14 protein-coding genes and 3 pseudogenes are annotated in these 25737 nt (G+C 60.7%); 5 read left to right on the top strand and 12 right to left on the bottom strand.

Translation table 11 applies throughout. The annotated features are described in order from the left end of the window. Nucleotides 1-32: 32 nt before the first annotated feature. Nucleotides 33-4928 (bottom strand): alpha-2-macroglobulin family protein, encoded by a 4896-nt coding sequence (locus IQK56_RS08710; protein ID WP_193863159.1) that lies wholly within the window; start codon nt 4926-4928, stop codon nt 33-35. Nucleotides 4929-5165: 237 nt separating this feature from the next. Here IQK56_RS08710 and IQK56_RS08705 point away from each other — a divergent pair. The 3 genes and pseudogenes from IQK56_RS08705 to IQK56_RS08695 all read left to right on the top strand — a co-directional run bounded on the left by IQK56_RS08705 (nt 5166) and on the right by IQK56_RS08695 (nt 7504). Next, nucleotides 5166-6514 (top strand): annotated as a pseudogene (locus IQK56_RS08705) (MATE family efflux transporter). A gap of 107 nt (nt 6515-6621) precedes the next feature. Continuing rightward, entirely contained in the window at nt 6622-6999 is a 378-nt protein-coding gene (locus IQK56_RS08700; RefSeq protein ID WP_122308090.1) for a hypothetical protein, read from the top strand. Nucleotides 7000-7195: 196 nt separating this feature from the next. Next, on the top strand, nt 7196-7504 hold the full coding sequence (locus tag IQK56_RS08695; protein WP_193863155.1) for a hypothetical protein: 309 nt from the start codon (nt 7196-7198) through the stop codon (nt 7502-7504). Nucleotides 7505-7525: 21 nt separating this feature from the next. On the opposite strand, the gene IQK56_RS08690 is transcribed toward IQK56_RS08695, so the two are convergent. The 5 genes from IQK56_RS08690 to IQK56_RS08670 all read right to left on the bottom strand — a co-directional run bounded on the left by IQK56_RS08690 (nt 7526) and on the right by IQK56_RS08670 (nt 12700). Then, nucleotides 7526-8389: an alpha/beta hydrolase gene (locus IQK56_RS08690; protein ID WP_150760934.1), complete on the bottom strand. Its 864-nt coding sequence runs from the start codon at nt 8387-8389 to the stop codon at nt 7526-7528. A 97-nt stretch (nt 8390-8486) separates the two neighbouring features. Beyond that, nucleotides 8487-10400 (bottom strand): arginine decarboxylase, encoded by a 1914-nt coding sequence (gene speA / locus IQK56_RS08685; RefSeq protein WP_122308087.1) that lies wholly within the window; start codon nt 10398-10400, stop codon nt 8487-8489. A gap of 142 nt (nt 10401-10542) precedes the next feature. Then, nucleotides 10543-10914 carry a translation initiation factor Sui1 gene (locus tag IQK56_RS08680; RefSeq protein ID WP_150674974.1) on the bottom strand — a complete coding sequence of 124 codons (372 nt, stop codon included), beginning with the start codon at nt 10912-10914 and terminating at the stop codon, nt 10543-10545. Between the two features lie 179 nt (nt 10915-11093). Further along, nucleotides 11094-11630 (bottom strand): NUDIX hydrolase, encoded by a 537-nt coding sequence (locus IQK56_RS08675; RefSeq protein ID WP_150674973.1) that lies wholly within the window; start codon nt 11628-11630, stop codon nt 11094-11096. A gap of 2 nt (nt 11631-11632) precedes the next feature. Continuing rightward, nucleotides 11633-12700 (bottom strand): DUF2333 family protein, encoded by a 1068-nt coding sequence (locus tag IQK56_RS08670; RefSeq protein WP_099583597.1) that lies wholly within the window; start codon nt 12698-12700, stop codon nt 11633-11635. Between the two features lie 299 nt (nt 12701-12999). Between IQK56_RS08670 and IQK56_RS08665 the strand changes: the two are divergent. Beyond that, a pseudogene (locus IQK56_RS08665) lies at nt 13000-14668 on the top strand (diguanylate cyclase). A 1499-nt stretch (nt 14669-16167) separates the two neighbouring features. Continuing rightward, a pseudogene (locus tag IQK56_RS31725) lies at nt 16168-16683 on the top strand (methyl-accepting chemotaxis protein); the annotation flags it as partial. Nucleotides 16684-16879: 196 nt separating this feature from the next. Here the strand turns inward: IQK56_RS31725 and sucD are convergent. From sucD to IQK56_RS08630, 6 genes are all read right to left on the bottom strand, one after another. Continuing rightward, nucleotides 16880-17761, bottom strand: coding sequence for a succinate--CoA ligase subunit alpha (gene sucD, locus IQK56_RS08655; RefSeq protein ID WP_017134448.1), 882 nt, complete (start codon nt 17759-17761; stop codon nt 16880-16882). Further along, the gene (sucC, locus tag IQK56_RS08650; RefSeq protein ID WP_003210567.1) at nt 17761-18927 is read right to left on the bottom strand and encodes an ADP-forming succinate--CoA ligase subunit beta; all 1167 of its coding nucleotides are present in this window, start codon (nt 18925-18927) and stop codon (nt 17761-17763) included. The genes sucD and sucC overlap by 1 nt, the downstream gene beginning before the upstream one ends. A gap of 204 nt (nt 18928-19131) precedes the next feature. After that, entirely contained in the window at nt 19132-20568 is a 1437-nt protein-coding gene (lpdA, locus tag IQK56_RS08645) for a dihydrolipoyl dehydrogenase (RefSeq protein WP_099586741.1), read from the bottom strand. 105 nt (nt 20569-20673) lie between these two features. Then, nucleotides 20674-21894 carry a 2-oxoglutarate dehydrogenase complex dihydrolipoyllysine-residue succinyltransferase gene (gene odhB, locus IQK56_RS08640; RefSeq protein WP_193862725.1) on the bottom strand — a complete coding sequence of 407 codons (1221 nt, stop codon included), beginning with the start codon at nt 21892-21894 and terminating at the stop codon, nt 20674-20676. Between the two features lie 44 nt (nt 21895-21938). After that, nucleotides 21939-24770: a 2-oxoglutarate dehydrogenase E1 component gene (locus IQK56_RS08635; protein WP_032889159.1), complete on the bottom strand. Its 2832-nt coding sequence runs from the start codon at nt 24768-24770 to the stop codon at nt 21939-21941. Between the two features lie 261 nt (nt 24771-25031). After that, nucleotides 25032-25736, bottom strand: a complete 705-nt coding sequence (locus IQK56_RS08630; RefSeq protein WP_003172807.1) for a succinate dehydrogenase iron-sulfur subunit — start codon at nt 25734-25736, stop codon at nt 25032-25034. Nucleotide 25737: the final 1 nt, after the last annotated feature.

Genomic DNA, 25737 nt, shown 5'->3' with positions numbered 1-25737 from the left:
GGAGCGAGCAAGCCCGCTCCCACAAGGGTTCTTCAGCGGCCCTTGATGACCAGGTCCGCCGGGGTCTCCCCCACTGCCTGCCAGTTCGGCCGATACATCGACTCCACCTGGGGCGGCGGCACACGGTAGGTGCCCGGCGTCACTGCACGCGCCAGGTACAGCAGGTGCGTCGTGCCATCGCCGTCCAGGTTGATCGCCGCCACATAGCGGTCATCGCGGAACTCCTGATGCTTGAGCGCCGCGTTCTGCATCGACTCGCGCCACTCCTTCACTTGGCTGCTGGCGTTTTCCAGGCTGGCGGCACTTTGCGCCAGGTTCTGGTTTTCCAGCTCCAGGCCAGCGGGCAGGAGGTCGACCACCAACGCATCCGGTACGCGCTGCCTGGCGCTCACCGCCAGGTGCACCAGCACCAGGTCGCCGCTGTTGAGGTTGCGCAGGTTCAGCGGCTGGCCGTTCATACCCAGGTATTCACGGCGGATGCTCAGGTTGTCGCCACCCGGTGCCGGGGGCACTTGCGGGTAACCCGAGATCGTCAGTTGCTGATACACCGGGGTGTCGCCCTGATTGGTCAGGCTCAGATCGCCTGACAGCAGCTTGCCTTCCAGGTCCAGCGTCGACTGTTGGTTGTTCAGCTCACGCTCACCGCCGCTGCCGTTGAGCAGGACCTTCCAGGCCGCCTCGGGTTGGGCGAACCCCAGGCGCCCGGCCAGGAACAGCGAATTGCGCTCCTGGGTCGACAGGTACGGGCTGGCCGCCAATTGGTCCGACAGGGTAAACAAACGCTCTTCGCGCTTGCCCTTGGCCAAGTCATTCTCTTCCAGCAACGCCAGGATCATCGCCTGGTCCCGCAGCGGGCTGCCGTAGTCGGCCAGCCAATCCTTGGCACTGCGCTGCGTCGCCAGGCCGGCTTGCAACGCCTGGTCCGCACGCGGCTGGTCGCCCATCTTTTGCAAGGCGATGGCCAACTGCACCAGTGGCAAGCCGGAACGCGCATCGCTGCGTCGCTCGAAAATGCTGCGCAGCGCCCCCAGTGGCGCCTGCTGACTGCGCGCCAGCACCATGCCGGCGTAGGCTTGCACGGCAAAGCGCGTGTGTTCGGCGTTGTCGCTGTAGTCGACTTCGATCAGGTTGCGCTCCTGCACATACCGCAGCAGGCGCTCGCTGGCCTTCTTCAGGGCCTCGGGCGGCACGGCGAAACCCTGGTCACGGGCGCGCAACAGGAAGTCGGTGACGTAGGCCGTCAGCCAATATTCTTCTTCGCCGTCGGCGCCCCACAAACCAAAGCTGCCGTTGTAGCGCTGCATGCCCAGCAGGCGTTCGATGCCCAACTCGATCTTGCGCTTACGCTCGGCATCCGGCTCGCCCTTGATGCTCAGGCGCTTGAGCAACGCATCGTCGGCATACAGGGATGGATAGAGGCCACTGGCGGTCTGCTCCAGGCACCCATAGGGGTAGGCCTTGAGCGCGCTGATTTGCGCACCGAGGTTCAGGGGCGGACGGCTCGACAGGCTCAACAGCGCCTGGCGCCCATAGGCATCGAATTGATCCATTGCGCCCACGGGAAGTGCCCATGGCTGATCCTTGATCACGGCGCGGTAATGCTTGAGCAGCGCCGGGTACGCCGGACGCACGCCCAAGGTCCATTCACGGCTGAACGGCGGCAGGTTTTCACCCGGCAGATCCAGCCCGTTGACCGTCACCCTCACCTTGCCCTGGCCCAACCCGCCCCAGGCTTTCACCGGGATACGCAGGGTGGTGCGCTGGCCTTGTTTGAGTTCAACGGTTTGCGTGGCGGTGTTGACCAATTCCAACTGTCCCTCGGCGGTCAACTGCACATCGAGTTTCTGCGCCTTGCCCGACAGGTTGGACAGGTCCAGGGCCAGCGTCGTCTGGTCACCCCCGGCGAGGAAGCGCGGCGCCGACAGCTCGGCGATCAGCGGCGCGGCAATCACCGTCCTGGCTTCGGCCATGCCATAGCGGTCATCGCTCCAGGCCTGGGCCATCAGGCGCAGTTCGCCATTGAAGTCGGGAATATTGACGCTGACTTCGCCTTCGCCCTTGTCGTTCAAGGTCACCGGCGCGCTTTGCAGGGCGACGATGGTCACGCTGGTGTCCGGGCGCTTGCCGCCCTTGGCCAATGCCGCGTCGCCACCGAAGGCCAGGCTGGCCAGGCGGCCTTGCCCGGCTTCGATCAACTGGCCGTAGATGTCGAACTGGTCCACGCCATAGGCCTTGCGGCCGAACAGGCTGGAGTACGGGTCGGGCGTCGGGTATTCGGTGATGTTGAGGATGCCCACGTCCACCGCAGCCACCAGTACATGCACCTGTTTGGGCACGCTGCCATCGGCGTTTTTGGCGGCGATCTTCACCGTCAGCGGTTGTTTGGGGCGCATTTTTTCCGGCGCGGTGAGCGTCACGCCCAGTTTGCGCTGGGTGCGATCCAGCGGCAGGTGCAGCAAGCCCACGGCGCGTTTGGGGGTGATATTGGCTTTGCGTTCGCCAGGGCGAATCACCAGGGCACTCACATACAGGTCATGGCGCGACCATTCAGGGTCGAGTTTTACGGCGAAACTTTTGCCCTCGGCCGGCACGTCGATTTCCTGCCACCACAACGGCCCTTCAGCGGATTCCACCAGCAGGTAGCCTTTACCGGCAGCGGGCGGCGTCACGGTGACAGTGGCGGTATCGCCGTCGCCATACGCCGGTTTATCCAGCGCCAGCTTGACCTGGTCGGGCCGCACGGCGCCGCCTTCGGTGTTGTCCTGTGCCTGGTAACCGGCCCAGAAACGCAGGCTGCTGACCAAACCGGTCTGCGGGTCTTCAACCTCGACACGGTACGGGCCCCACTCCACCTGGAAGCTGACCTTGGCGGTGTCGCCGGCCTTGATGTTCAGCGTCTGCTCATCAAGGTTGAGGAATTTCTCGTTGTAGTGGTAACTCCAGCCGTCGTTGTCGGAGTAGTTCCAGTAATAGTCGCGGCGCTCGCGCACCAGGCGCACCTTGAGGTTTTGCGCGGCGAGTTTCTGCCCGTCCTGGTTGGCCAGCAGCACTTCGAATTCCGCCGGGCCATCGCCGTTGGTTTCGGTGCCGTCAAACAGCCCGCGCAGGCCCGGCAATTGCTCGGCCGGCCAGATCGGTTGCACCAGGCGACGGGTGATCGGCCGTCCACCGGACTCTTGCAGGCTGGCCTGCACGATCAGTTGCAGCGGTGATTTGGCCTCGGCCCATTTGCTTTCCAGGGTCAGTTTTTCCTGGCCCTTGGCGTCGAGCACGCTTTCGTCCAGTTCGAAATCCTGGCTCAACTCCTCTTCAGTGACCGAGCCGAACTGATAACCGGGGAGCGACTTGACCGCCTCGCGCAGCGGCCGCACATACACCTGCCCACTGACGCGATTGCCGGAAGCCGGTGCGCCGTACAGGTAACGGCCGTTGACCTGGATAACCGGGTTGTCAGCCGGGCTCAGCGCCGTGTCGCTGCCCTTGAGTTCCAACGCCAGGCGCTCGGGCAGGAAGTCTTCGACGAGGAATTCATACAGCTGCGGTTTGCCGTCGCCCAGGTCGAACACCAGCTGCCAACGCCCGGTCGGCGCTTCGCCGGCCAGTTGCAGTTGGTATTGATAGAGGCCGGAGGCGTCGGCATCCCAGACAAATTTGCGGCTGACCTGTTCATCCGGGCGACGCACCTCGACACTTACCGGCTGCGGCTTGACGGCATTGCCGTCCTTGTCGCGCAACAGGGCGTTGAGCAGCACGGTTTCGCCGGGGCGATACAGGTCGCGTGGGCCGAATACAAAGAACTGCAACGGGTGCGAGGGTTGGCCGCCGATGTCGAATTCCGCCAGGTCCAGCGCGGCGCTGTCGAGGCGCAGCAGGCTGGTCTGTTCACCCTGTTTGGCCAGCAGCACCTGGGCTTTTTTCGGCAACGGCAACTCGGCGTGGCCGCCCTTCTCGGTCTTGCCTTGGCCCAGCACGCGGCCATCGGCGTCGAGCACTTCCAGGTCTACGCCATCCAGCGCCTTGCCGCCTTCCAGCGCCTGGGTAAACACATCCAGGCGATTGGCATAGCGGTGCACCGACAGGCCGATATCACTCAGGGTAAACAGCGTGGCCGGTTGCGAATAGTTGTAGGTGCCCGAGGCGCGCATCACCGCCAGGTACACGCCCGGCTGCTGCAATTGCTTGAGGCCGGCAATCGGCAGCAGCAGGGTTTCACGGGTATTGCGCGCCGGATTGAGATCAAAACGGCCGCCGTAGACCAGATCGGCCAGCGGCAGCAGTTCACGGGATTCATAGCTTTGCAGGCTGGTATTGCGCCCCCACTGCGCCAGGAACGACGGCAGGGATTCAGGCTTGATGCGGAAGAATTCGACGTCGATCTTGTCAACGTTCAGCGCGATCACCGGCAGGCCCTCGGCGAGGCGCGTCGGCAGCAAGGTGCCACGGCTGGCGAAGCCGACGGTGGCTTGCAGGTCACGGGTTTCCAGGCGGGCGATGTACTCGGCGGCGAGCGTGTTGTCGTTGACCGCCTTCACCCCGGCGTCGACTGTCAGCACCAGTTTGCGCTGGGGTTCCAGGTGGCGCAGGCGCAGCTCCATCAGGTTATCCGAGAGTTCCCAGGCGCCATCGACCTTGCCGGACTTGCTGTCTACCAGGTGGAGTCTGTCGGCGAACTTCTGGTCGGGGTTCAGGGGAATGGAGAAACTCACCGACAAGGTGCTGGCCCCATCCAGCTGCACTTCGGACACATCCACCACGCTCAACTCACGTCCGGCGTAGCGCTGCTTCAGCGCTGGCACATCCACCGCCGCCTTGGCCGGTATCGGCGCTGCCGCCACTGTCGGTGCGGGCGGTGCAGCCGGTTTATCGGAAGAATCGCAGGCGCTCAGCAGGGCCAGCGCGCAGGCCAGGAACAATCCTTTGTTAAGCATGGGGCACTCGTAGTGAGAGGGGACCGAGGGGTGAACTATATATCAGTGCCGGCGAAGCCGATGTGGCGCTGGTCACATTGACCGACGGAGGGTGGTTTGGTTCTGGATGAGGTTGAAGCCAAGCCAAATCCCACAGCCTATGAAGAATAAAATGTGGGAGGGGGCAAGCCCCCTCCCACATTGGTCCTGCGGTGCGACGGAGGGCCAGTTACAATGCCGCTCCCCAGAGGAGCCTGCATGTCCACCTTACTGACCGACTGGCGCCACCGCCCTACCCACCGCCGCGTCTGGGCCCTGGCCGCGCCGATGATCCTGTCGAATATCTCCGTGCCGCTGGTAGCACTGGTCGACAGCATGGTCATCGGCCACCTCCCACACGCCCACCAACTGGGCGCGGTGGCCGTCGGTGCCAGCCTGTATACCTTCCTCGCCTGGGCCATGGGTTTCCTGCGCATGGGTTCCACCGGTTTCGCCGCCCAAGCCGCTGGCCGCAACGATGGTGCCGCACTGCGACAAATCCTGCTGCAAGGTCTGTTGCTGGCGTTGGGGCTGGCGATAGTGCTGGGAACCGTCGGCATTCCGCTGAGCCATCTGGCCCTTGAGTGGATGCAGCCCTCCCCCGAGCTGAACCAACTGACCCGCGACTTCTTCCACATCCGACTGTTCGGCCTCCCTGCCGCCCTGGCCACTTACGCGCTGGTCGGCTGGTTACTCGGCACGCAGAACGCCCGTGCGCCGCTCGCGATTCTGCTGACCACCAACCTGGTGAATATCGCGCTCAACCTGTGGTTCGTACTCGGATTGGATTGGGGTGTAGTCGGCTCGGCGAGAGCCTCCGTAATCGCCGAATGGACAGGCGCCCTGCTTGGCCTGGCCCTGACGCAAAAAGCCCTGCGCGCCTACCCCGGCCATATCGCCTGGGCCGCGCTGAAAGTGTGGCAAAGCTGGCGCCCATTGCTGGCCGTGAACCGCGACATTTTTATCCGCAGCCTCGCCTTGCAGTCGGTGTTTTTCATGATCACGGTGCAAGCGCACGCCTGGGCGATGCCACCGTGGCCGCCAATGCCCTGCTGCTTAACGGCCTGCTGCTCACCGCTCATGCCTTGGACGGCCTGGCCCACGCAGTGGAAGCCCTTTGCGGTCACGCCATCGGTGCCCGCGATCGCCAGTCCCTGCGCCGTTCATTGGTGGTCGCAGGTGGCTGGTCACTGATTGCCAGCGTCGGCTTTGCGCTGCTGTTCACCTTCGCCGGGCACCTGTTTATCGCCATGCAGACCGACATCCCCAGCGTGCGCGACACTGCTGATATCTACCTGCCCTACCTGGCCCTGCTGCCCTTGATTGCGGTGTGGAGCTATTTGCTGGACGGCCTGTTTATCGGCGCCACCCGCGCGCGGGAGATGCGCAATGGAATGCTGCTGACGGTGCTGATCACATTGCCGTTTGCCTGGCTGTTGCAGGGCTACGCCAACCACGGGCTGTGGATCACCTTCCTGCTGTTCATGGCGTTGCGCAGCTTTACGCTGTGGGCGATCGCCTGGCGGTTGAGCAGCCGCAATCAATGGCTCGCACCTGCGACCTGTTAGATCTCACAGGTTACAAGTGCCCGTCCCCGGCGTTAAATAACAGGTGGGCCCTGAAGACAAGTCATTCCAGATGCCCTTATCTTTTTTTGAACCTCGGACGCCTGCACATGAGCATTCAAAGCCACTTCTGCCTCGCCGCCTTGATGACCGGCGCGTTCATCTCGACGGCCATTGCTGACAGCCTCAACGTGCCGGACGGGCAAGTCGAGATTCCCCCGACACAAGCGCCGTCCGTTACCCCAGACCCAGCCTTGTTAACGATGATAGAGGTTTGGAATAACAGCGACTTCCAGGTCTACGCAATACAACAAGGCAAGAAAACCCTCCTGGAGCCCAAGGGCCGTACGCGCCTGGACAATCGCTACAGCGTGACCGTCTCCCCCGTGTCCCCAAATAGCGGGTTTAAATTTGCGTCACTGGTGGGCACCAACACCAAGTGCAATACCCAGTATTGCCTGATTGTCCAAGGCGCCGAACAACCGTAAATAACGTGGGCGCCCTGCCCGGCAAGGCTTTGCGCGCCTCCGCTGGGCATATCGCCGGGCGGATCAAACGACCGAATCAATGGTTCGATAGCGGCGCTGAGTGCCCCACCTGTTAGTTCTGACAGGTTACAAACTGGCAATCCAAGCATTGAATGGACATGACACTACCCTTTCATTTATGCATGGAGAGTTGGATATGAACATCACAAAAAACCTTTGGATTGCCGCGGCTTGCACGCTGGCCATGCTCGCCGGATGCACCAGTGGTCAAGGCCCGAGCAACATCGCAGGCGTGCAGCGGATCGCAAACAAGACGGCGTTCGCTCTAATCGTTATGCAAGGCACTCAGCCACACCCGCTCGCCTCAGGAGCATCGCTTGATCTGCAAATAAACAGTTGGGATATCACCATAGCGCGTCCGAACAGCGTAGGAACCATTGACCAACTGGGTCTGAAATACAACCAGGGAACCTGCCCGGTGGCGCACTGCGTTGACGTCTACTGACCAAGCCCATGCCGGCCCAGGCTATCGGCCGGAGGTGGACTCGATAAACCCCGTCACCCTATCCAGCACTGGCGCCAACCAGCGCAAAGGCTTGGCGATAGACGCCACCAATGTCGCATGGCCGGTTCGGGTGAAATACAACACCTCAACCTGCGCACCCGCTTCCCGCAGTTTTTTCGCTAACCCTCCCGTGTTGCGGGTGGGGTTCACGAGCGTGTCATCGGTCGAGGCAATCAACAGGCTTGGCGGCGCGTCACGGCTGACGTGGTTGATCGGCTGCGATTCCGGCGGTGAGTCCGGAAAGAAGAACACCGGCTTCACGTCTGGGTTTTCAATCGGCAAGAAGTCATAAGGCCCGGCCAGGCCGATCCAGCCTTTGAAGATCGAGGGTGCCAAGCCCACTGCATTGAGCCAACGCCCATCCAACGCCAGCATCGAGGCGTTATAAGCGCCGGAGCTATGGCCCATCACGTAAAGCTGCTTGGGATCGGCGCCGTATTCAGCGCCATGGTGATAAGTCCAGGCCACCGCTTTGGCGCCGTCCTGGAGAAAGGCGGGGTAACGCACTTGCGGGTAGAGCCGGTAGTCTGCGATCACCACCACCATGCCCCGTGAAGCCAGGGCTTCGCCGACGAAAGCGTAGTCGTCCTTGCTGCCGTTGTTCCAGCTGCCGCCGTAGAAAAACACCACCACGGGGGCGTTTGAAATGGCAGGAAGCGGGCGGTAGATATCAAGCTTCTGGCGGGGATCGTCGCCGTAGGCGATGGCGGAAGTCTTGGTGAAGGTGTCGCCGGGTGTCAGTGCATTGAGCACTTTGATCGGCGAGCAGGCCGCCATCAAAGCAGCCATTGCCAGGGTGAACACTTGCAGCCATTTGCGCGACATCGTTCAGCCCCCACACAACCTCAGCAATGGCAGCGTTCCAACTGTGGGAGGGGGCATCGCACCGCACCTCCCACAGTTGGATTTGTGTCAGCTCAGCTTACGAGGACAGGTACGAGGAGCGCGTCAGCCCCAGGCGCAAGGCGTCCAGGAACTGGGTGCGTTCCGACGCCGAGATCTTCGCGCTCGCACACTTGTCGCGGTAGTGCGTCATCAACTCCTCCGGCGACAGGTGCACGTAGCGCAGCATGTCTTCGATGGTGTCGTGGGTCTCGATCCCGGCGCTGTACACCGAACCGTCTTCACGCTGGTAGATGTTCACCGAGTCGGTGTCGCCGAACAGGTTGTGCATGTCACCGAGGATTTCCTGGTAAGCCCCCACCAGGAAGATGCCCAGCAGGTAATCTTCACCTTCGTTCAGGGCGTGTACCGGCAGGCTGGTCTCGATGCTCTGCTCGTCGACGTATTGCTTGATCTTGCCGTCGGAGTCGCAGGTCAGGTCTTGCAGCACGGCGCGGCGCAGCGGCTCTTCGTCGAGGCGGTGCAGCGGCAGGATCGGCAAAACCTGGCCGATGGCCCAGGTGTCCGGCAGGCTCTGGAACACCGAGAAGTTGCAGATGTACTTGTCGGCCAGCTTGTCGTTGAGTTCGTCCAGCACTTGGCGGTGCGAGCGCTGGCGGGCTTTCAACGAGTTGTGCAGGCGGCGGCACACGGCGAAGTAGCACTGTTCGGCCAGGGCTTTTTCGGCCAGGGTCAGCTTGCCATCGGCGTACTGGGTGGCCACGTCGCTCATGTAGTGAGTTGCGCGCCAGTAGGTTTCGGTGACCATCTCGATGTCGGTCGGGCCCAGCAGGTCCACCAGCCACTGCACGGTTTCCGGCAGGCTTTCCTTGTTTTCGATGGTCGGGATTTCGTCGTTGTGTTTCTCGACGTCAGTGACTTGCACCACCAGCATGGCGTGGTGGGCGGTCAGGGAACGGCCGCTTTCGGAGAAGATATTCGGGTGCGGCAGGCTCTGCGCGTCGCAGAATTCCTTGAGCATGCCCACGACCACACCGGCGTAGTCGTCCATGTCGTAGTTGATGGAACTGGCGTTACGCGAGTGCGTACCGTCGTAGTCCACGCCCAGGCCACCGCCGACGTCGATGTGATCCACCGGCAGGCCGAGGTTGCGCAGTTCGCCGTAGTAACGAATGGCTTCCTTGAACCCGTGCTGGTAATCGGCCAGGTTGGCGATCTGCGAACCCATGTGGAAGTGCAGCAACCGGATGCCCTGGTCCAGGCCTGCGGCGCGGAAGCGCTCGACCACGGACAACAGTTGCGCCGCCGACAAACCGAACTTGGACTTCTCGCCACCGGTGTCCGCCCACTTGCTCGACGCCAGGGACGACAACCGTACACGCAGGCCGACCTGTGGCTTGACCTTGAGGCTGGCAGCCTCTTCGATCACCAGGCCGACTTCGGATTCTTTCTCGATCACGATAAACACGTTGTGGCCGAGCTTCTGGCCCATCAGCGCGAGGCGGATGAACTCACGGTCTTTGTAACCGTTGCAGACGATGGTGCCGCCCTTCGGCGCCAGGGCCAGCACGGCCAGCAGCTCAGGCTTGGAGCCCGCTTCGAGGCCGATGGAGACGTTCTGGGTGGCGATGATGTTCTCGATCACCGCTTCCTGCTGGTTCACCTTGATCGGGTACAGCGCGGTGTACTTGCTCTGGTACTCCAGGCGCTCGATATTGGCGTCAAAGGCGCCGGTCAGCTGGCGTACACGGTCTTGCAGAATGTCAGGGAAGCGCACCAGCAACGGCAACGACAGGCCGCTTTTGCGCAACTGGTCGACTTGTTCGTAAAGGTCGACAGGCGTGCTGTTCGGGCCGTTCGGACGGACTTCAACGCGACCGGCGTCATTGATCGCGAAATACCCGGCCCCCCAATGGCGGATCCCGTAAACACTGCGGCTGTCCGCAACTGTCCATTGGCTGCCATCGTCTTTGCGTGTGCGTCGTACGGACATTGAAGTCCCCTATAAATGAAGGCGAAGGCGCCACCTCTCACGGAGGCTGGCGCAGTCTAAAGAATGAAAATGACGATTTGCCTGTAAGAAAGGTAGACCCCACTCGCAGGACAGAGTTTAGACACAGGTTGGGAAGAGGCTGTCAGCCGCCGGACTTCTTGGCCTTGTAACCGAGCTTGATCAGCTCGGCCAACAGCAGTTCGACGTGATCGCCCTGGATCTCGATGACACCGTCTTTCAAAGCGCCACCGGTGCCACAACGCTTTTTCAGCGCGGTGGCCAGTTCCTTGAGCGCATCTTCAGCCAGGGGCACGCCGGTGATAGTCGTCACCGTCTTGCCGCCACGGCCCTTGCTCTCGCGTCGCACGCGGGCAATACCGTCGCCTTCAGGAATCAGGGTGTGTTTGCAGGTACACGAATCCACGGGCTGACGACAGTCCGGGCAGTGTCGACCTGCGTCGGTGGAAAATACCAGGCCACCAAGGGCGGCGAAGGATGCGGCTTTTTTGGCCACCGGCAATCCTCTTGGGAGGATGAAGACTGATCGGCGCGCTCATGCACGACCGACCGCGAAGCCCCACTCAGGCAGGGGCAGCGCTACCGAACCGCCAAGGCGGCTCGGGTGAAAAGTCGCGCAGTGTAACGGCAAAAAGCCAACTTGCTAAGGGCCAAATGGCGCCAATTTATGCAACTTTAGCGACGTGAGGCCAGATAGCGGCGCAAGCCCTCCTGGGCGTCCGGGCAGTAGGGCTTTTGTTTGGCCTCCTGCAGGACAATCCCGATGGGCAAAAAGCGCGCTTCCATGACTTCTTCGGGCTGCAGACGCAGGGGGCCATCCCACACGGCGGAATAGGATCTGCACCAGAGCCGGTTGTTACCATCCTCGAAGTAGAAATGGTCATGCTCGACCAGTTCCACCCCGCCCACGCCTAGTTCTTCCTCCAGCTCACGCGCTGCGGATTCGGCATAACTCTCCCCGGCCGCCACCATGCCGCCCGCCGCCGTGTCCCAGAACCCCGGGTACATGGCTTTGCTCAACGTGCGCCGGTGCACACACAGCTCACCGGCGCAGTTGAACAGGAAGATAAAGGTGCAGCGGCCGATCAGGCCGCGCTGGCGAAGGTCGGACCTGACGAGGCTGCCGAGCAGATTGTCCTGCTCGTCGACCCAACAGATCAGTTCTGCATCGGAAGCCGCACGGTGCGCGGCCTCCTGTTGAGTGGCGTCCATCATCAACCCTGGTTAAGCAACTGACGCAAATCGATCACCGCTGCGTTGGCCCGCGAGATGTAGTTGGCCATCACCAGCGAGTGGTTTGCCAGTACGCCAAAGCCGCTGCCGTTGAGGATCATCGGGCTCCACACAGGCTCTTGCGAGGCTTCCAGCTCACGGATGATCTGACGCACGCTGACCGTGGCGTTTTTCTTGGCCAGTACGTCGGCGAAGTCGACTTCGATGGCGCGCAGCAGATGGGACAGCGCCCACGCCTGGCCACGGGCTTCGTAGAACACGTTGTCGATCTGCATCCATGGGGTTTCCACCACTTCTTCATCGACCTGCGGCACTTCACCCGGCGCCAGGGCCTCGGTTTTCAGTGCCGTGTTCAATTTGACCCGGCCTACACTGGCCGACAGGCGTTGCGACAGTGAACCCAGGCGGGTAGCGACATCGCCCAGCCAGTTGTTCAGGTTGTCGGCACGCGCATAAAACAGCGCGCCGCGCTGGTTGGGGTCGGACAAGCGTGCTTCGTAGCGGCTCAAGGAGTTGATGCCTTCCTGGTACTCCGACTCGCTCGATGGCAGCACCCAGCTCTTGTTGTCGAAGTTGAAACGCGGCTCGGCCTTGGCCAAGTCGGCGTCTTCGGCCGATTGCGACTGGGACCGGGCGAAGTCTTTACGCAAGGCACGGGTCAGGTCGCGCACCTGCACCAGCACGCCGTATTCCCAGCTCGGCATGTTGTCCATCCACAAGCCAGGAGGGAAACGGTCGTTGGAAATGTAGCCACCGGGTTTATTCAGCAACGTGCCGACCACGGTCTTGAGGGTTTCAACGGTGGTGTAGCCCACCACCATCTGCTTGCCTTCTTTCTCGGCAGCAATTTGCGCGTTCTGCTGGACCGGGAACAGCGCCGGCTCTTCGCTCCAGTACCAACCCAGGGCACCGGTGACCAACAGGTACAGGCCAAGCACGCTGAGCAGCGCCCGGCTCATCAGCAGGGTACGAAAATAGCTGCGGTTGGCCGACTTGGGCTCAGGGGCGGGGCCTTTGGCACTGCCTGCACGGTTTTTCCAGTCCAGCATGGCGATATCCTTTCAATCACTTGAGTTCATGCACTTCAATTGACGGCGTGCGTTCAAACACTCCGACCACAACCCTACCCCATCGTGCCCGCCGGTGCGGGGGTTTTCACCAAACTGGCGCAGGAGTGGCGCTGGACTATAAAGGATGGACGCTTTTTACGCTGCGCGACCGTCAGGTCATTAACTGAATCGCGCAGACGTACAGTTAATTGACATATGACACTCATCCCATTGAAAAGAGGTGCTAGCATAGAGCCATCAGTTCGACCTCAGCATGCACCCTTACTAGTAGTCAGGATATGACCGAGCCAGAAGACCCCAGCCGTGAGCGTCTCAAGCAGCACTTTGCCCAGCGGGTAATTCATCAGGCACGTCAAATTCTTGAGATCTGGCAGCGCCTGCAACGCAGCGAATGGTCAGGCGCCGACCTCTCCGAGCTCAGCGAGGCCAATCTGCGCCTGCTGCGCTTTGCCGAGCGTTTCGAACAGCCCGAACACGGCCAGTTGGCGCGCCACATCGGTGAATCGCTCAAAGCGGTGGATGAAAACCGTGGCCGCCTCAGCAGCCAGTTGATCACCGAGCTCAACCGCTTGATGCAGCGCCTGTCCCGCACCGGCCTGCGTCAAGGCGACCAGCTGGAACAAACCTTCCTGCCGCCGATGCGCAAGCCGATCTACGTGATGCTCGCCGATCACGACCGCGCCGAGCGCCTGGCCAAGCAGCTGGAGTTCTTTGGCCTGAGCGCCCAATCCCTGGACAGCGTCACAGCGTTTCGCGCGTCCATGGCCGAGCGCCTGCCGTCCGCGATCGTGATGGACGTGGACTTCTGCGGCGCAGGCCTGGGCCTCAAACTCGCCGCCGAAGCCCAGGAAGGCCTGGAGCAAAAGCTGCCGCTGTTGTTTTTCAGCCTGCACGAAACCGACACCCCGACCCGACTGGCTGCCGTGCGCGCCGGTGGCCAGGAGTTTCTGACCGGCACACTGGAAGCCTCCAGCCTGCTGGAAAAAATCGAAGTGCTGACCTGCGTCGCGCAGTACGAGCCCTATAAAGTACTGATCATCGACGACTCGCGGGCCCAGGCGCTGCACACCGAACGGCTGCTCAACAGCGCCGGGATCGTCACCCGCACCTTGATCGAACCCATCCAGCCATGGCCGAACTGGCGGACTTCCAGCCCGACCTGATCATCCTCGACATGTACATGCCCGCCTGCACCGGCACCGAACTGGCCAAGGTGATCCGCCATAACGACCGTTATGTGAGCGTGCCGATCATCTACCTGTCGGCCGAGGACGATCTGGACAAGCAATTGGATGCGATGAGCGAAGGCGGTGACGACTTCCTCACCAAGCCCATCAAGCCGCGCCACCTGATCACCACCGTGCGCAACCGCGCGCCCGCGCCCGCCACCTCAAGGCACGGATGGTGCGCGACAGCCTGACCGGGCTGTACAATCACACCCATATCCTGCAATTGCTCGAAGACTGCAGCTTCCGCGCACGCCGCGAGAACAAGCCGTTGAGCTTTGCCATGCTTGATATCGACCACTTCAAGCGGGTCAATGACAGCCACGGCCACCCCATGGGCGACCGTGTGATCAAGAGCCTGGCACTGTTCCTCAAGCAGCGTTTGCGCAAGACCGACTTTATCGGACGCTACGGCGGTGAAGAATTCGCCATCGTGATGCCCGACACCGACCTGGATTCGGCCTGCAAGGTGCTGGATGAAATCCGTGGGCGCTTTGCCGAAATCCATTACCCGGCACAGCCCCAGGATTTGTGGTGCACATTCAGCGCCGGGCTGGTGGAGCTGTGCGACGGCTCCGACAGCCTGATGATGGCGGCCCAGGCAGACGAGGCGCTGTATCGCGCCAAGCATGCCGGGCGCAATCGCGTGCAAGCCGCACGGGCGTCAAAGCAAAGTGCCACCTTTTCACCAGAATCCACTGATTCCGTCATAACGCTGTAACGAAAACGCAATAACTTCAGGCACTTACCTTTTGCTGTCGGTTGAAACCACGCATGCGCCTGAAGCTGCTGACCAATCTCAATACCCTTCTTCTGGTGGCCGTGTGCCTGGCACTTGGGGCGACGCTGTGGTGGTCGCAACGGGCGCTGGAACGGCCATATCTGCTGATGGAGCGCTACCTGGGGTTGTCCCAGACCTTCCAGAACCAGGCGGCGCGCAATATCGACGATTACCTGGCCAGCGGCGACGCCCTCCGCCTGAGCAGCGCCAGCCAAAGCCTGGAAAACCTGCGCCAACAGCTGGATGAACTGCCCGCTGACCTGGCGCAAAACCTGCGCCCCAGCCTGGCTGCCCTGGACGCCTTCAGCAAGACCGACTTGCTGGCCGCCGGCAAGCTGGCCGGCGACCCACAAGCCTTGCTGCTGCAAGCGGAGCGCGAATTGGGCGCCAACCTGGACCAGTTGAGCCAGTACGCCACGGGCGTCAATTCCCCAGACGGTGCGCGCTACCTTCAACCGCTGATGATCGCGTCCCAGCACCTGGGCAAGTTGTCCCTGGCCCGCGACAAGCTGGTGAGCAGCGGGCGTGCGGAACTGGCCGATGATGTTGAGCGCGAAGTCGCCAATATCCGCGCCCAGGCCGAGGTGCTGGGACAACTGCCGTTGCTCGGCGTCAAAGCCAGCACCGAATCCAATACCGATGACTTTTCCGCCCTGATGGGCCTGGAAAACAGCGAAAAAACCGAAGCCCAGGACACCGGCGTCGACCTCAAGCGTGAACTCAACAGCCTGCTGAACCGCTACCCCGCCGAACTCAAGCGCACCCGCGACCAGATCCAGCAACGCACCGAGCTGGCTGCCAGTACCCACCTGAAGATCAACGCCGTGCAACAGGCCATCGCCGGTCTGGAGCCTGTGGTGCGTGCGCAACATGGCCTCATCCAAGGCGAAGTCCGCCTGATGCAAGGGGTGATGATCGGCCTGATCCTGCTGATTGCGCTGCTGATCGACACCCTGCAACGCCGCCTGGCGAGGGTGCTGACCAATCTGGCCCCCGCCTTGTCGATCTGGGCCGAAGGCAACTTCAGCCAACCGATCGCACTGGGCAAGACCAACCGCGAACTGCGCGACATCGAAGCCTCCCTCAATCGATTGCGCGCCTACCTGGTGGACTTGGTGGGCACCATTCGCGGCAATGCCGAAGAAGTGGCCGGCAGCAGCCGCGCCCTCGCCGAGCTGAGCAGCGGCCTGCACGACGGCGCCGAACGCCAGGCCGGGGACACCGCGCAAATCCGCGATTCCCTGGGCGAACTTGAAGCCACCATCCAGCAAGTAGCCGGCGATGCCAGCCAGGCCGCCGGCGCCAGCCGCAGCGCGGGCCAGGCGGTGGAACACGGCCAGCGGGTGATCGGCCTGAGCCTGACCGGCTTGCATGCATTGGTCGGTGAAGTGCAGCAAAACGCACAGATGATCGAGAAGCTTGCTGAAGAGTCCGCCACCATCGGCGGCGTGCTCACGGTGATTCGCTCGATTGCCGACCAGACCAATCTGCTGGCCCTCAACGCCGCCATCGAAGCCGCCCGCGCTGGCGAGGCCGGACGTGGATTTGCCGTGGTCGCCGACGAAGTACGCACCCTGGCCCAACGCACCGCCGGCGCCACCGCCGAGATCCAGGGCTTGATCACCGGCCTGCAAAACGCGGCCCACCAATCAGTGGAAGGCATGCGCGCCCAGGTCGAACACGCCGAAGCCACCGCCCAGCAGGCCCAGGCGGCGGACGGAGCGCTGGATGAAATCGTCGGGGCGATCCAGACCATTTCCGACACGGCTGTGCGGATTGCCGATGTGACCGCGCAGCAGAGTGGCGCGGTGAGTGAGATTCGCGATAACAGCGAGCGGATTCATCAATTGGGTGAAGATAATTTGCTGCGGATCGGGCAAGGGCGTAGCCAGGGAGAGCATCTGCTGGTGCTGGGTGGGCAGCTCAATACCGCAGTCAAAGCCTTCCGGGTATGACCCAATCCCGCGCCCTATGAAGATCAAATGTGGGTGGGGGCTTGCTCCCGATTGCCGAGTGTCAGCCACTGCATGTGTTGGCTGATGCACCGCTATCGGGGCAGCCTCCCACATTTGATCTTCACCATGCCCAAGAATGCACAAAGGCCACCCGAAGGTGGCCTTTGCCTGGTGAAGCGTCAGTTAAGCGCGAGGCTTATTTGACAGCCCAACCGGTCAGCTCGGACAAAGCCTTGCCGATGTCTGCCAGCGAACGCACGGTTTTAACGCCTGCGTCTTCCAGGGCAGCAAACTTCTCGTCTGCAGTACCCTTGCCGCCAGAGATGATTGCGCCAGCATGGCCCATGCGCTTGCCCGCAGGGGCAGTCACACCAGCGATGTAGGAAACAACCGGCTTGGTCACGTGTGCCTTGATGTAGGCAGCCGCTTCTTCTTCAGCCGAACCGCCGATCTCACCGATCATTACGATCGCTTCGGTCTTCGGGTCTTCCTGGAACAGCTTCAGGATGTCGATGAAGTTCGAGCCTGGGATCGGGTCACCGCCGATGCCGACGCAAGTCGACTGACCGAAACCGGCGTCAGTAGTCTGCTTCACAGCTTCGTAGGTCAGGGTGCCGGAACGGGAAACGATACCGACTTTACCTGGCAAGTGAATGTGACCTGGCATGATGCCGATCTTGCATTCGCCTGGGGTGATCACGCCTGGGCAGTTAGGGCCGATCAGGGTAACGCCCAGCTCGTCGCACTTAACTTTAGCGTCCAGCATGTCCAGGGTAGGAATGCCTTCGGTGATGCAAACGATCAGCTTGATGCCGCCGAAAGCTGCTTCCAGGATGGAGTCTTTGCAGAAAGGAGCTGGAACGTAGATAACGCTGGCGGTAGCGCCAGTTTTTTCTACAGCGTCTTTCACAGTGTTGAACACTGGCAGGCCCAGGTGCTCGGTGCCGCCTTTGCCCGGAGTTACGCCGCCAACCATCTTGGTGCCGTATTCGATGGCTTGCTGGGTGTGGAAGCTACCTTGCGAACCGGTAATACCCTGGCAGATAACTTTGGTGTCTTTATTGATCAGGACGCTCATTATTTGCCCTCCGCAGCTTTGACAACTTGTTGAGCAGCGTCGGTCAGGCTGGTAGCCGCGATGATGTTCAAACCGCTTTCTGCCAGTACTTTAGCGCCCAGTTCAGCGTTGTTACCTTCAAGGCGAACAACAACCGGGATTTTCACGCCGACTTCTTTCACTGCACCGATGATGCCTTCGGCAATCATGTCGCAACGAACGATGCCGCCGAAGATGTTGACCAGTACTGCAGCGACGTTGGAGTCGGACAGGATGATCTTGAACGCTTCGGTAACGCGTTCTTTGGTAGCACCGCCGCCCACGTCGAGGAAGTTGGCTGGTTTGCCGCCATGCAGGTTGACGATGTCCATGGTACCCATGGCCAGGCCGGCACCGTTGACCATGCAACCGATGTTACCTTCCAGGGCTACGTAGTTCAGTTCGAACTTGGCAGCGTGCGCTTCGCGCGGATCGTCTTGCGACGGATCGTGGAAAGTCTTCAGCTTAGGCTGACGGTACATGGCGTTGGCGTCGATGTTGATCTTGGCGTCGAGGCAGTGCAGATCGCCATCAGCCTTGATCACCAGCGGGTTCACTTCCAGCAGGGCCAGATCGTGATCCTGGAACAGTTTGGCCAGACCTACGAAGATCTTGGCGAACTGGGCAACTTGCTTGCCTTCCAGGCCCAGCTGGAAAGCCAGCTCGCGACCCTGGAATGGCTGAGCGCCAACCAGTGGATCGATAGTGGCTTTCAGAATTTTTTCTGGGGTTTCTTCGGCGATCTTCTCAATGTCCACGCCACCTTCGGTGGAAGCCATGAACACGATGCGACGGCTCGAACGGTCAACGACAGCGCCCAGGTACAGCTCTTTAGCGATATCAGTGCACGATTCAACCAGGATCTTGGTGACTGGCTGGCCATTGGCATCAGTCTGGTAAGTCACCAGACGCTTGCCCAGCCACTGCTGTGCGAAGGCCTTGGCGTCTTCTTTGCTGCGAACCAGCTTAACGCCGCCCGCTTTACCGCGACCACCAGCGTGGACCTGGGCTTTGACAACCCACTCGGTGCCACCGATTTTGTCGCAGGCTTCTGCTGCTGCTTCCGGGGTGTCTACTGCGTAGCCCTTGGAAACTGGCAGGCCGTATTCAGCGAACAGCTGCTTACCCTGATACTCGTGAAGATTCATGCTTTTTACCGTCTTCGTTAGGTACTGCGCATTCGGCGCTGCGCTCATTATGAGTGCCGCGCCACCTGTGACTGCTGCTTGCGCAACTTGCTGGGCTTATGGCCCGTAAAGCTGCGCAAGGCTGCGTCCAGCGGATATTCCGCGGTGAGTCTTGCGCGCAAGGCTCACGACGGGCAACTCCGCCGTGGTTTCTTATTATCTCGCTTAGCGCTTCTTGCGGTTGGCGATGTGGATGGCGCCGCCATTCACAGCCAACGCTGCTTCGTGCAACGCTTCGGACAGGGTCGGATGGGAGAAGACCATCATGCCCAGGTCCTCGGCACTGGTGCCGAATTCCATACCGATCGCGCCTTGCTGAACCAGTTCTGCAGCGCTCGGGCCAATCACGTGGACGCCCAATACGCGGTCAGTCTTGGCATCAGCGATGACTTTGACAAAACCACCGGTGTCGTTGGCTGCCATGGCACGGCCAGACGCAGCAAACGGGAAGGTGCCGACGTTAACTTCAACGCCTTCAGCTTTCAACTGCTGTTCGTTCTTGCCGACCCATGCAATTTCCGGGTGGGTGTAGATAACCGATGGGATCAGGTCGTAGTTCATCTGGGTTTTGTGGCCCTTGATGCGCTCGACAACCATGATGCCTTCTTCGGACGCCTTGTGCGCCAGCATCATGCCGCGAACCACGTCGCCGATGGCGTAGACGCCAGGAACGGTAGTCGCGCAGTGATCGTCAACGTGGATGAAACCACGCTCGTCCATGTTCACGCCGCTGTCGGAAGCCAGCAGGTCGGTGGTCACCGGACGGCGACCCACGGCTACGATCAGCTTGTCGAACGTGATGGTCTGCTCGCCGTCTTTGTCGGTGTAGGTCACAACGACTTCTTCGCCGTTGACCTTGGAACCGGTAACGCGGGCGCCCAGCTTGATGTCCAGACCTTGTTTGGTCAGGGTTTTCAGCGCTTCCTTGGACACCGCGGTGTCGGCAGCCAACAGGAACGTGTCCAGGGCTTCCAGCACAGTCACTTCGGAACCCAGACGGGACCAGACCGAGCCCAGTTCCAGGCCGATCACGCCAGCGCCGATCACACCCAGACGCTTAGGAACCGCTTGGAATTCCAGGGCGCCGGTCGAATCAACGATCACGTTCTGATCAACTGGAGCTGGCGGGATGTCGATTGGACGCGAACCTGGAGCCAGGATCACGTTCTCGGCTTCGATGACTTCTACCGAACCGTCAGGCTTGGTGATTTCAACTTTCTTGCCGGCCAGCAGTTTGCCGTGGCCTTGCAGGGAAGTGACGCCGTTGGCCTTGAACAGGGTCGCAACGCCGGAAGTCAGGCCTTTAACGATGTTGGCTTTACGGCCGACCATTGCTGGCACGTCCATGGTCACGCCAGCATGGTTGATACCATGGATCGCGAAGCCGTCTTGGGCTTCGTGGAATTTCCAGGAGCTGTCCAGCAGCGCCTTGGAAGGAATGCAACCAACGTTCAGGCAAGTACCGCCCAGTGCCAGTTTGCCTTCCTTGTCGGTGTATTTTTCGATGCAAGCAGTCGAGAGGCCCAGTTGTGCGGCCTTGATGGCGGCAACATAGCCGCCAGGACCTGCACCAATCACTACGACGTCAAATTTCTGAGACATGAAAATAGATCCTCTATTAGCTACAAGCTGTCAGCCGCAAGCTGCAAGCAAAAGCCAAACTGCTTTTTCCTGCAGCTTGTAACTTGACGCTTGCAGCTGCTTCTCTTAAATATCCAGGAGCAAGCGAGCCGGGTCTTCCAGCAGGTTCTTGATGGTCACCAGGAAAGTCACGGCTTCTTTACCATCGATCAGGCGGTGATCGTAAGACAGTGCCAGGTACATCATTGGGCGGATCACGACTTGGCCGTTGATGGCCATCGGACGCTGGATGATGTTGTGCATGCCCAGGATCGCGGCTTGTGGCGGGTTGACGATCGGGGTCGACATCATCGAACCGAAGGTACCACCGTTGGTGATGGTGAAGGTACCACCGGTCATCTCGTCGATGGTCAACTTGCCATCACGGGCTTTCTTGCCGAAGCCGGCGATGCCGCCTTCGATTTCAGCCAGGCTCATCAGTTCGGCGTTACGCAGAACCGGTACCACCAGGCCACGGTCGCTGGACACGGCAACGCCGACGTCTGCATAGCCATGGTAAACGATGTCGCCGCCGTCGATGGAAGCGTTGACTGCCGGGAAGCGCTTCAGCGCTTCGGTGGCCGCTTTCACGAAGAACGACATGAAGCCCAGGCGCACGCCGTTATGGGACTTCTCGAACAGATCCTTGTACTTCGAACGCAGGGCCATGACTTCGGTCATGTCGACTTCGTTGAAAGTGGTCAGCATCGCCATGTTCGACTGTGCTTCAACCAGGCGCTTGGCCACGGTTGCACGTACGCGGGTCATCGGCACGCGCTTCTCGGTGCGGTCGCCAGCAGCGAACACAGGAGCGGCGGCAGCTGGAGCAGCAGCCTTGGCAGGCGCGGCAGCCGGAGCGTTTTTCTTGGCTTCAACAGCGGCAACCACGTCTTCCTTGGTCACGCGGCCGTCTTTGCCGGTGCCTTTGATGGAAGCCAGGTTGATGCCATTTTCTTCAGCCAGCTGACGTGCAGCCGGTGCAGCGATTGGATCTTCGCCACCCGCAGCCGGAGCAGCCGCTGGAGCCGAAGCAGCAGCAGCCGGTGCAGCGGCGGCAGGAGCAGCAGCGCTGCCCGCTTCGATCGAGCCCAGTACCTGGTTGGACAGGACGGTAGCGCCCTCTTCGGCAACGATTGCGCCCAGTACGCCGTCAGCCTCGGCCAACACTTCCAGAACGACTTTGTCGGTCTCGATGTCGACGATCAGGTCGTCACGCTTTACAGCGTCGCCTGGTTTCTTGTGCCAAGTGGCAACGGTGCCATCGGCAACCGATTCCGGGAATGACGGGGCTTTGATTTCGATAGCCATTATCTGTGGGTCCTTAAAATTCGGTTTCAGTCAGCGCGAAGGCGTTAAACAGTGAAAGCATCTTGCAGCAGTTTTTCCTGCTGCTCGGCGTGCATCGACGCATAACCACAAGCAGGTGCAGCAGATGCATCACGACCGGCGTACTCCAGGCCCAGGGCCTTGTTGTGGTTGCCGATGCTGCGACGCAGGTGATGCTGGCTGCTGTACCACGCGCCCTGGTTCATCGGTTCTTCCTGACACCACACCACATTGGTGAGGTTGGTGTAAGGCGCGATGATCTCCATGAGGTCATCTTCCGGGAACGGGTAAAGCTGCTCGATACGCACGATGGCGATGTCTTCGCGGCCTTCGGCACGACGTTTTTCCAGCAGGTCGTAGTAGACCTTGCCGCTGCACAGGATCAGGCGAGTGACCTTGGCCGCATCCAGCGTGTCGATTTCTGGAATCACGGTCTGGAACGAACCGTCCGCCAGATCTTCCAGGGTCGAGATGGCCAATTTGTGACGCAGCAGCGATTTCGGGGTCAGCACTACCAGCGGCTTGCGCAGCGGGCGGATTACCTGACGACGCAGCAAGTGGTAGATCTGGGCCGGGGTAGTCGGCACGCACACCTGGATGTTGTGCTCGGCGCACAGCTGCAGGTAACGCTCCAGACGGGCCGAGGAGTGCTCCGGACCCTGACCTTCATAACCGTGTGGCAACAGCATGGTCAGACCGCACAGACGGCCCCACTTGTGCTCGCCGCTGGTGATGAACTGGTCGATAACCACTTGGGCACCGTTGGCGAAGTCGCCGAACTGGGCTTCCCAGATCACCAGCGCCTGCGGCGTGGTGGTCGAGTAACCGTATTCGAACGCCAGTACGGCTTCTTCGGACAGGAACGAATCGTACAGGTCGAAACGCGGCTGGCCTTCGTACAGGTTCTGCAACGGGATGTAGGTGCCCGCGTCTTTCTGGTTGTGCAGCACAGCATGACGGTGCGAGAACGTACCGCGGCCGATGTCCTGGCCGGTCATGCGGATCGGGTGACCTTCGAACGCCAGGGTCGCGTACGCCATGGTTTCGGCGTAACCCCAGTTGATCGGCAGGCCGCCGGCTTGCATCTTCTGACGGTCTTCGTAGATCTTCGCAACCTGGCGCTGCACCACGAAGCCATCCGGGATTTCCAGCAGCTTGGCGGACAGTTCCTGCAGGGTCTTCAGATCGAACGAGGTGTCGTGACGCGCCGTCCAGGTGTGACCCAGGTACGGACGCCAGTCAACGAACAGCTCTTTGTTCGGCTCCTTGACCAGGCTTTTCACTACATGCAGACCATTGTCCAGCGCGTTGCGGTATTCATCGATCTTCGCCTGAACACGCGCATCGTCAACAATACCGGCCTTGGTCAGGCTTTCGGCATACAGCTCACGGGTCGTGCGCTGCTTGGTGATCTGCTGGTACATCAACGGCTGGGTGCCGCTTGGTTCGTCAGCTTCGTTGTGACCACGACGGCGGTAGCACACCAGGTCGATCACCACGTCACGCTTGAACTGCATGCGGTAGTCGACAGCCAGTTGGGTCACGAACAGCACGGCTTCCGGATCATCACCATTCACATGGAGGATCGGCGCCTGGATCATCTTGGCAACGTCGGTGGCGTACTCGGTGGAGCGCGCATCCAGCGGGTTGCTGATGGTGAAGCCAACCTGGTTGTTGATGACGATGTGAACCGTACCGCCGGTCTTGAAGCCGCGAGTCTGCGACATCTGGAACGTTTCCAGGACCACGCCTTGACCGGCGAATGCCGCGTCACCGTGGATGGAAATCGGCAGAACCTTTTCACCGGTGGTGTCGTTGCGACGATCCTGGCGAGCACGGACCGAACCCTCGACCACTGGAGAAACGATTTCCAGATGGGATGGGTTGAAGGCCATGGCCAGGTGAACTTCACCGCCGGTGGTCATGACGTTGGACGAGAAGCCCTGGTGATATTTAACGTCACCGGAACCCAGCTCGACCTTCTTCTTGCCTTCGAACTCGTCGAACAGCTCACGCGGGTTCTTGCCGAAGGTGTTGACCAACACGTTCAAGCGACCACGGTGGGCCATGCCGATCACGATTTCCTTGGTGCCGTAGGAACCGGAACGCTGGATCAGCTCGTCGAGCATCGGGATCAGGCTTTCGCCGCCTTCCAGGCCGAAACGCTTGGTACCCGGGTATTTGGTACCCAGGTATTTTTCCAGGCCTTCCGCTGCGGTCACGCGCTCAAGCAGGTGGCTGCGTACGTCGGCGGACAGCACCGGACGGCCACGCACGCCTTCCAGGCGATGCTGGAACCAGTGGCGTTGCTCGGAATCGGTGATGTGCGTGAACTCAGCGCCGATGGTGCGGCAATATGTCTGCTGCAACGCTTCGTGAATTTCGCGTAGGCTCGCTTCCTCTTTGCCGATGAACAGGTCGCCGGCACGGAAGGTCGTATCAAGATCGGCATTGGTCAAGCCGTAATGATTGATCGACAGGTCAGCAGGTGCAGGACGCTGCCAGAGCCCCAGCGGGTCAAGCTGGGCCGCCTGGTGGCCACGCATCCGGTAGGCCTGGATCAGTCGCAGCACTTCAACTTGCTTCTTCTCGTGCTCACTGCTCACGCTGCCGGCGGAAACCGGTTGGGCGCGGCGCTGGTTCTTTGCCAGCAGCACAAATTGATCGCGAATCGTTGCGTGCGATACATCGGTGGCAGCGTTGCCGTCTGAAGACAACGTCTGAAATTTGGTGCGCCATTCTTCTGGCACAGCGTTAGGGTCGTGCAGGTAGAGCTCATAAAGCTCTTCCACATAGGCAGCGTTACCACCTGAAAGATAGCCGCTGTTCCACATGCGCTGCATCACGCTTTCTTGCATGCTTGGTCACCCTCGATTTGGGGACACCACCGGCGAAAACACCGAGTTTGCTTGCAAAAGGCCAAGTGCAGCGACCAAAACAAGCCACTTAGGATCACGCTGATAGTTCGGGTACCAACCCGAATGCCCCTGCTTGTCTCATTTCTTCAAAATAAGAGCCGCGGCTTTGTAAGTCGCTGCTCAAGTTAAAACTACGGCGCCGGTTGAAGCCTGCGCCGCAGCATTTACGGGCACAACGGTCCTGCTTTGTTACAACGTCGGTTACACGCCGCTTTGCAGCAGCATGTTACGGATGTGACCAATGGCCTTAGTCGGGTTCAGGCCTTTGGGACATACGTTGACGCAGTTCATGATCCCGCGGCAGCGGAATACGCTGAACGGGTCATCCAGCGAAGCCAGACGCTCGGACGTCTTGGTATCACGGCTGTCTGCCAGGAAGCGGTACGCTTGCAGCAGGGCAGCTGGACCCAGGAACTTGTCCGGGTTCCACCAGAAGGACGGGCACGAGGTCGAGCAGCAGGCGCACAGGATGCACTCGTACAGACCGTCGAGCTTTTCACGCTCTTCAGGGGACTGCAGACGCTCGATGGCCGGAGCCGGCGTGTCGTTCTGCAGGAACGGCTTAACTTTCTCGTATTGCTTGTAGAAGATGCTCATATCGACGACCAGGTCACGGATAACCGGCAAACCTGGCAGAGGACGAACGATCAGCTTGTTGCCTTTCACCACGGCGGACAGCGGCGTGATGCACGCCAGGCCGTTTTTGCCGTTGATGTTCATGCCGTCGGAACCGCATACACCTTCACGGCAAGAGCGACGATAGGAGAAACCTTCGTCCTGCTCTTTGATCAGTGCCAATACATCCAGCACCATCAGGTCTTTACCACCGGTATCGACCTGGAACTCCTGCATGAACGGCGCAGCGTCCTGATCAGGGTTGTAGCGATAAACACTGACTTTCAACATG

Origin of the sequence: Pseudomonas cyclaminis (assembly GCF_015163715.1) — a bacterium.
GTDB lineage: Bacteria > Pseudomonadota > Gammaproteobacteria > Pseudomonadales > Pseudomonadaceae > Aquipseudomonas > Aquipseudomonas cyclaminis.
The sequence above is the reverse complement of the archived record's forward strand: the minus strand, read 5'-3'. Positions and strand labels throughout refer to the sequence as shown.

Coding starts and splice junctions, on each gene's coding strand:
- IQK56_RS08710 (WP_193863159.1), bottom strand. CDS start 4,928: ATGCTTAACAAAGGATTGTTCCTGGCCTGCGCGCTGGCCCTGCTGAGC.
- IQK56_RS08700 (WP_122308090.1), top strand. CDS start 6,622: ATGAGCATTCAAAGCCACTTCTGCCTCGCCGCCTTGATGACCGGCGCG.
- IQK56_RS08695 (WP_193863155.1), top strand. CDS start 7,196: ATGAACATCACAAAAAACCTTTGGATTGCCGCGGCTTGCACGCTGGCC.
- IQK56_RS08690 (WP_150760934.1), bottom strand. CDS start 8,389: ATGTCGCGCAAATGGCTGCAAGTGTTCACCCTGGCAATGGCTGCTTTG.
- speA (WP_122308087.1), bottom strand. CDS start 10,400: ATGTCCGTACGACGCACACGCAAAGACGATGGCAGCCAATGGACAGTT.
- IQK56_RS08675 (WP_150674973.1), bottom strand. CDS start 11,630: ATGGACGCCACTCAACAGGAGGCCGCGCACCGTGCGGCTTCCGATGCA.
- IQK56_RS08670 (WP_099583597.1), bottom strand. CDS start 12,700: ATGCTGGACTGGAAAAACCGTGCAGGCAGTGCCAAAGGCCCCGCCCCT.
- sucD (WP_017134448.1), bottom strand. CDS start 17,761: ATGAGCGTCCTGATCAATAAAGACACCAAAGTTATCTGCCAGGGTATT.
- sucC (WP_003210567.1), bottom strand. CDS start 18,927: ATGAATCTTCACGAGTATCAGGGTAAGCAGCTGTTCGCTGAATACGGC.
- lpdA (WP_099586741.1), bottom strand. CDS start 20,568: ATGTCTCAGAAATTTGACGTCGTAGTGATTGGTGCAGGTCCTGGCGGC.
- odhB (WP_193862725.1), bottom strand. CDS start 21,894: ATGGCTATCGAAATCAAAGCCCCGTCATTCCCGGAATCGGTTGCCGAT.
- IQK56_RS08635 (WP_032889159.1), bottom strand. CDS start 24,770: ATGCAAGAAAGCGTGATGCAGCGCATGTGGAACAGCGGCTATCTTTCA.
- IQK56_RS08630 (WP_003172807.1), bottom strand. CDS start 25,736: ATGTTGAAAGTCAGTGTTTATCGCTACAACCCTGATCAGGACGCTGCG.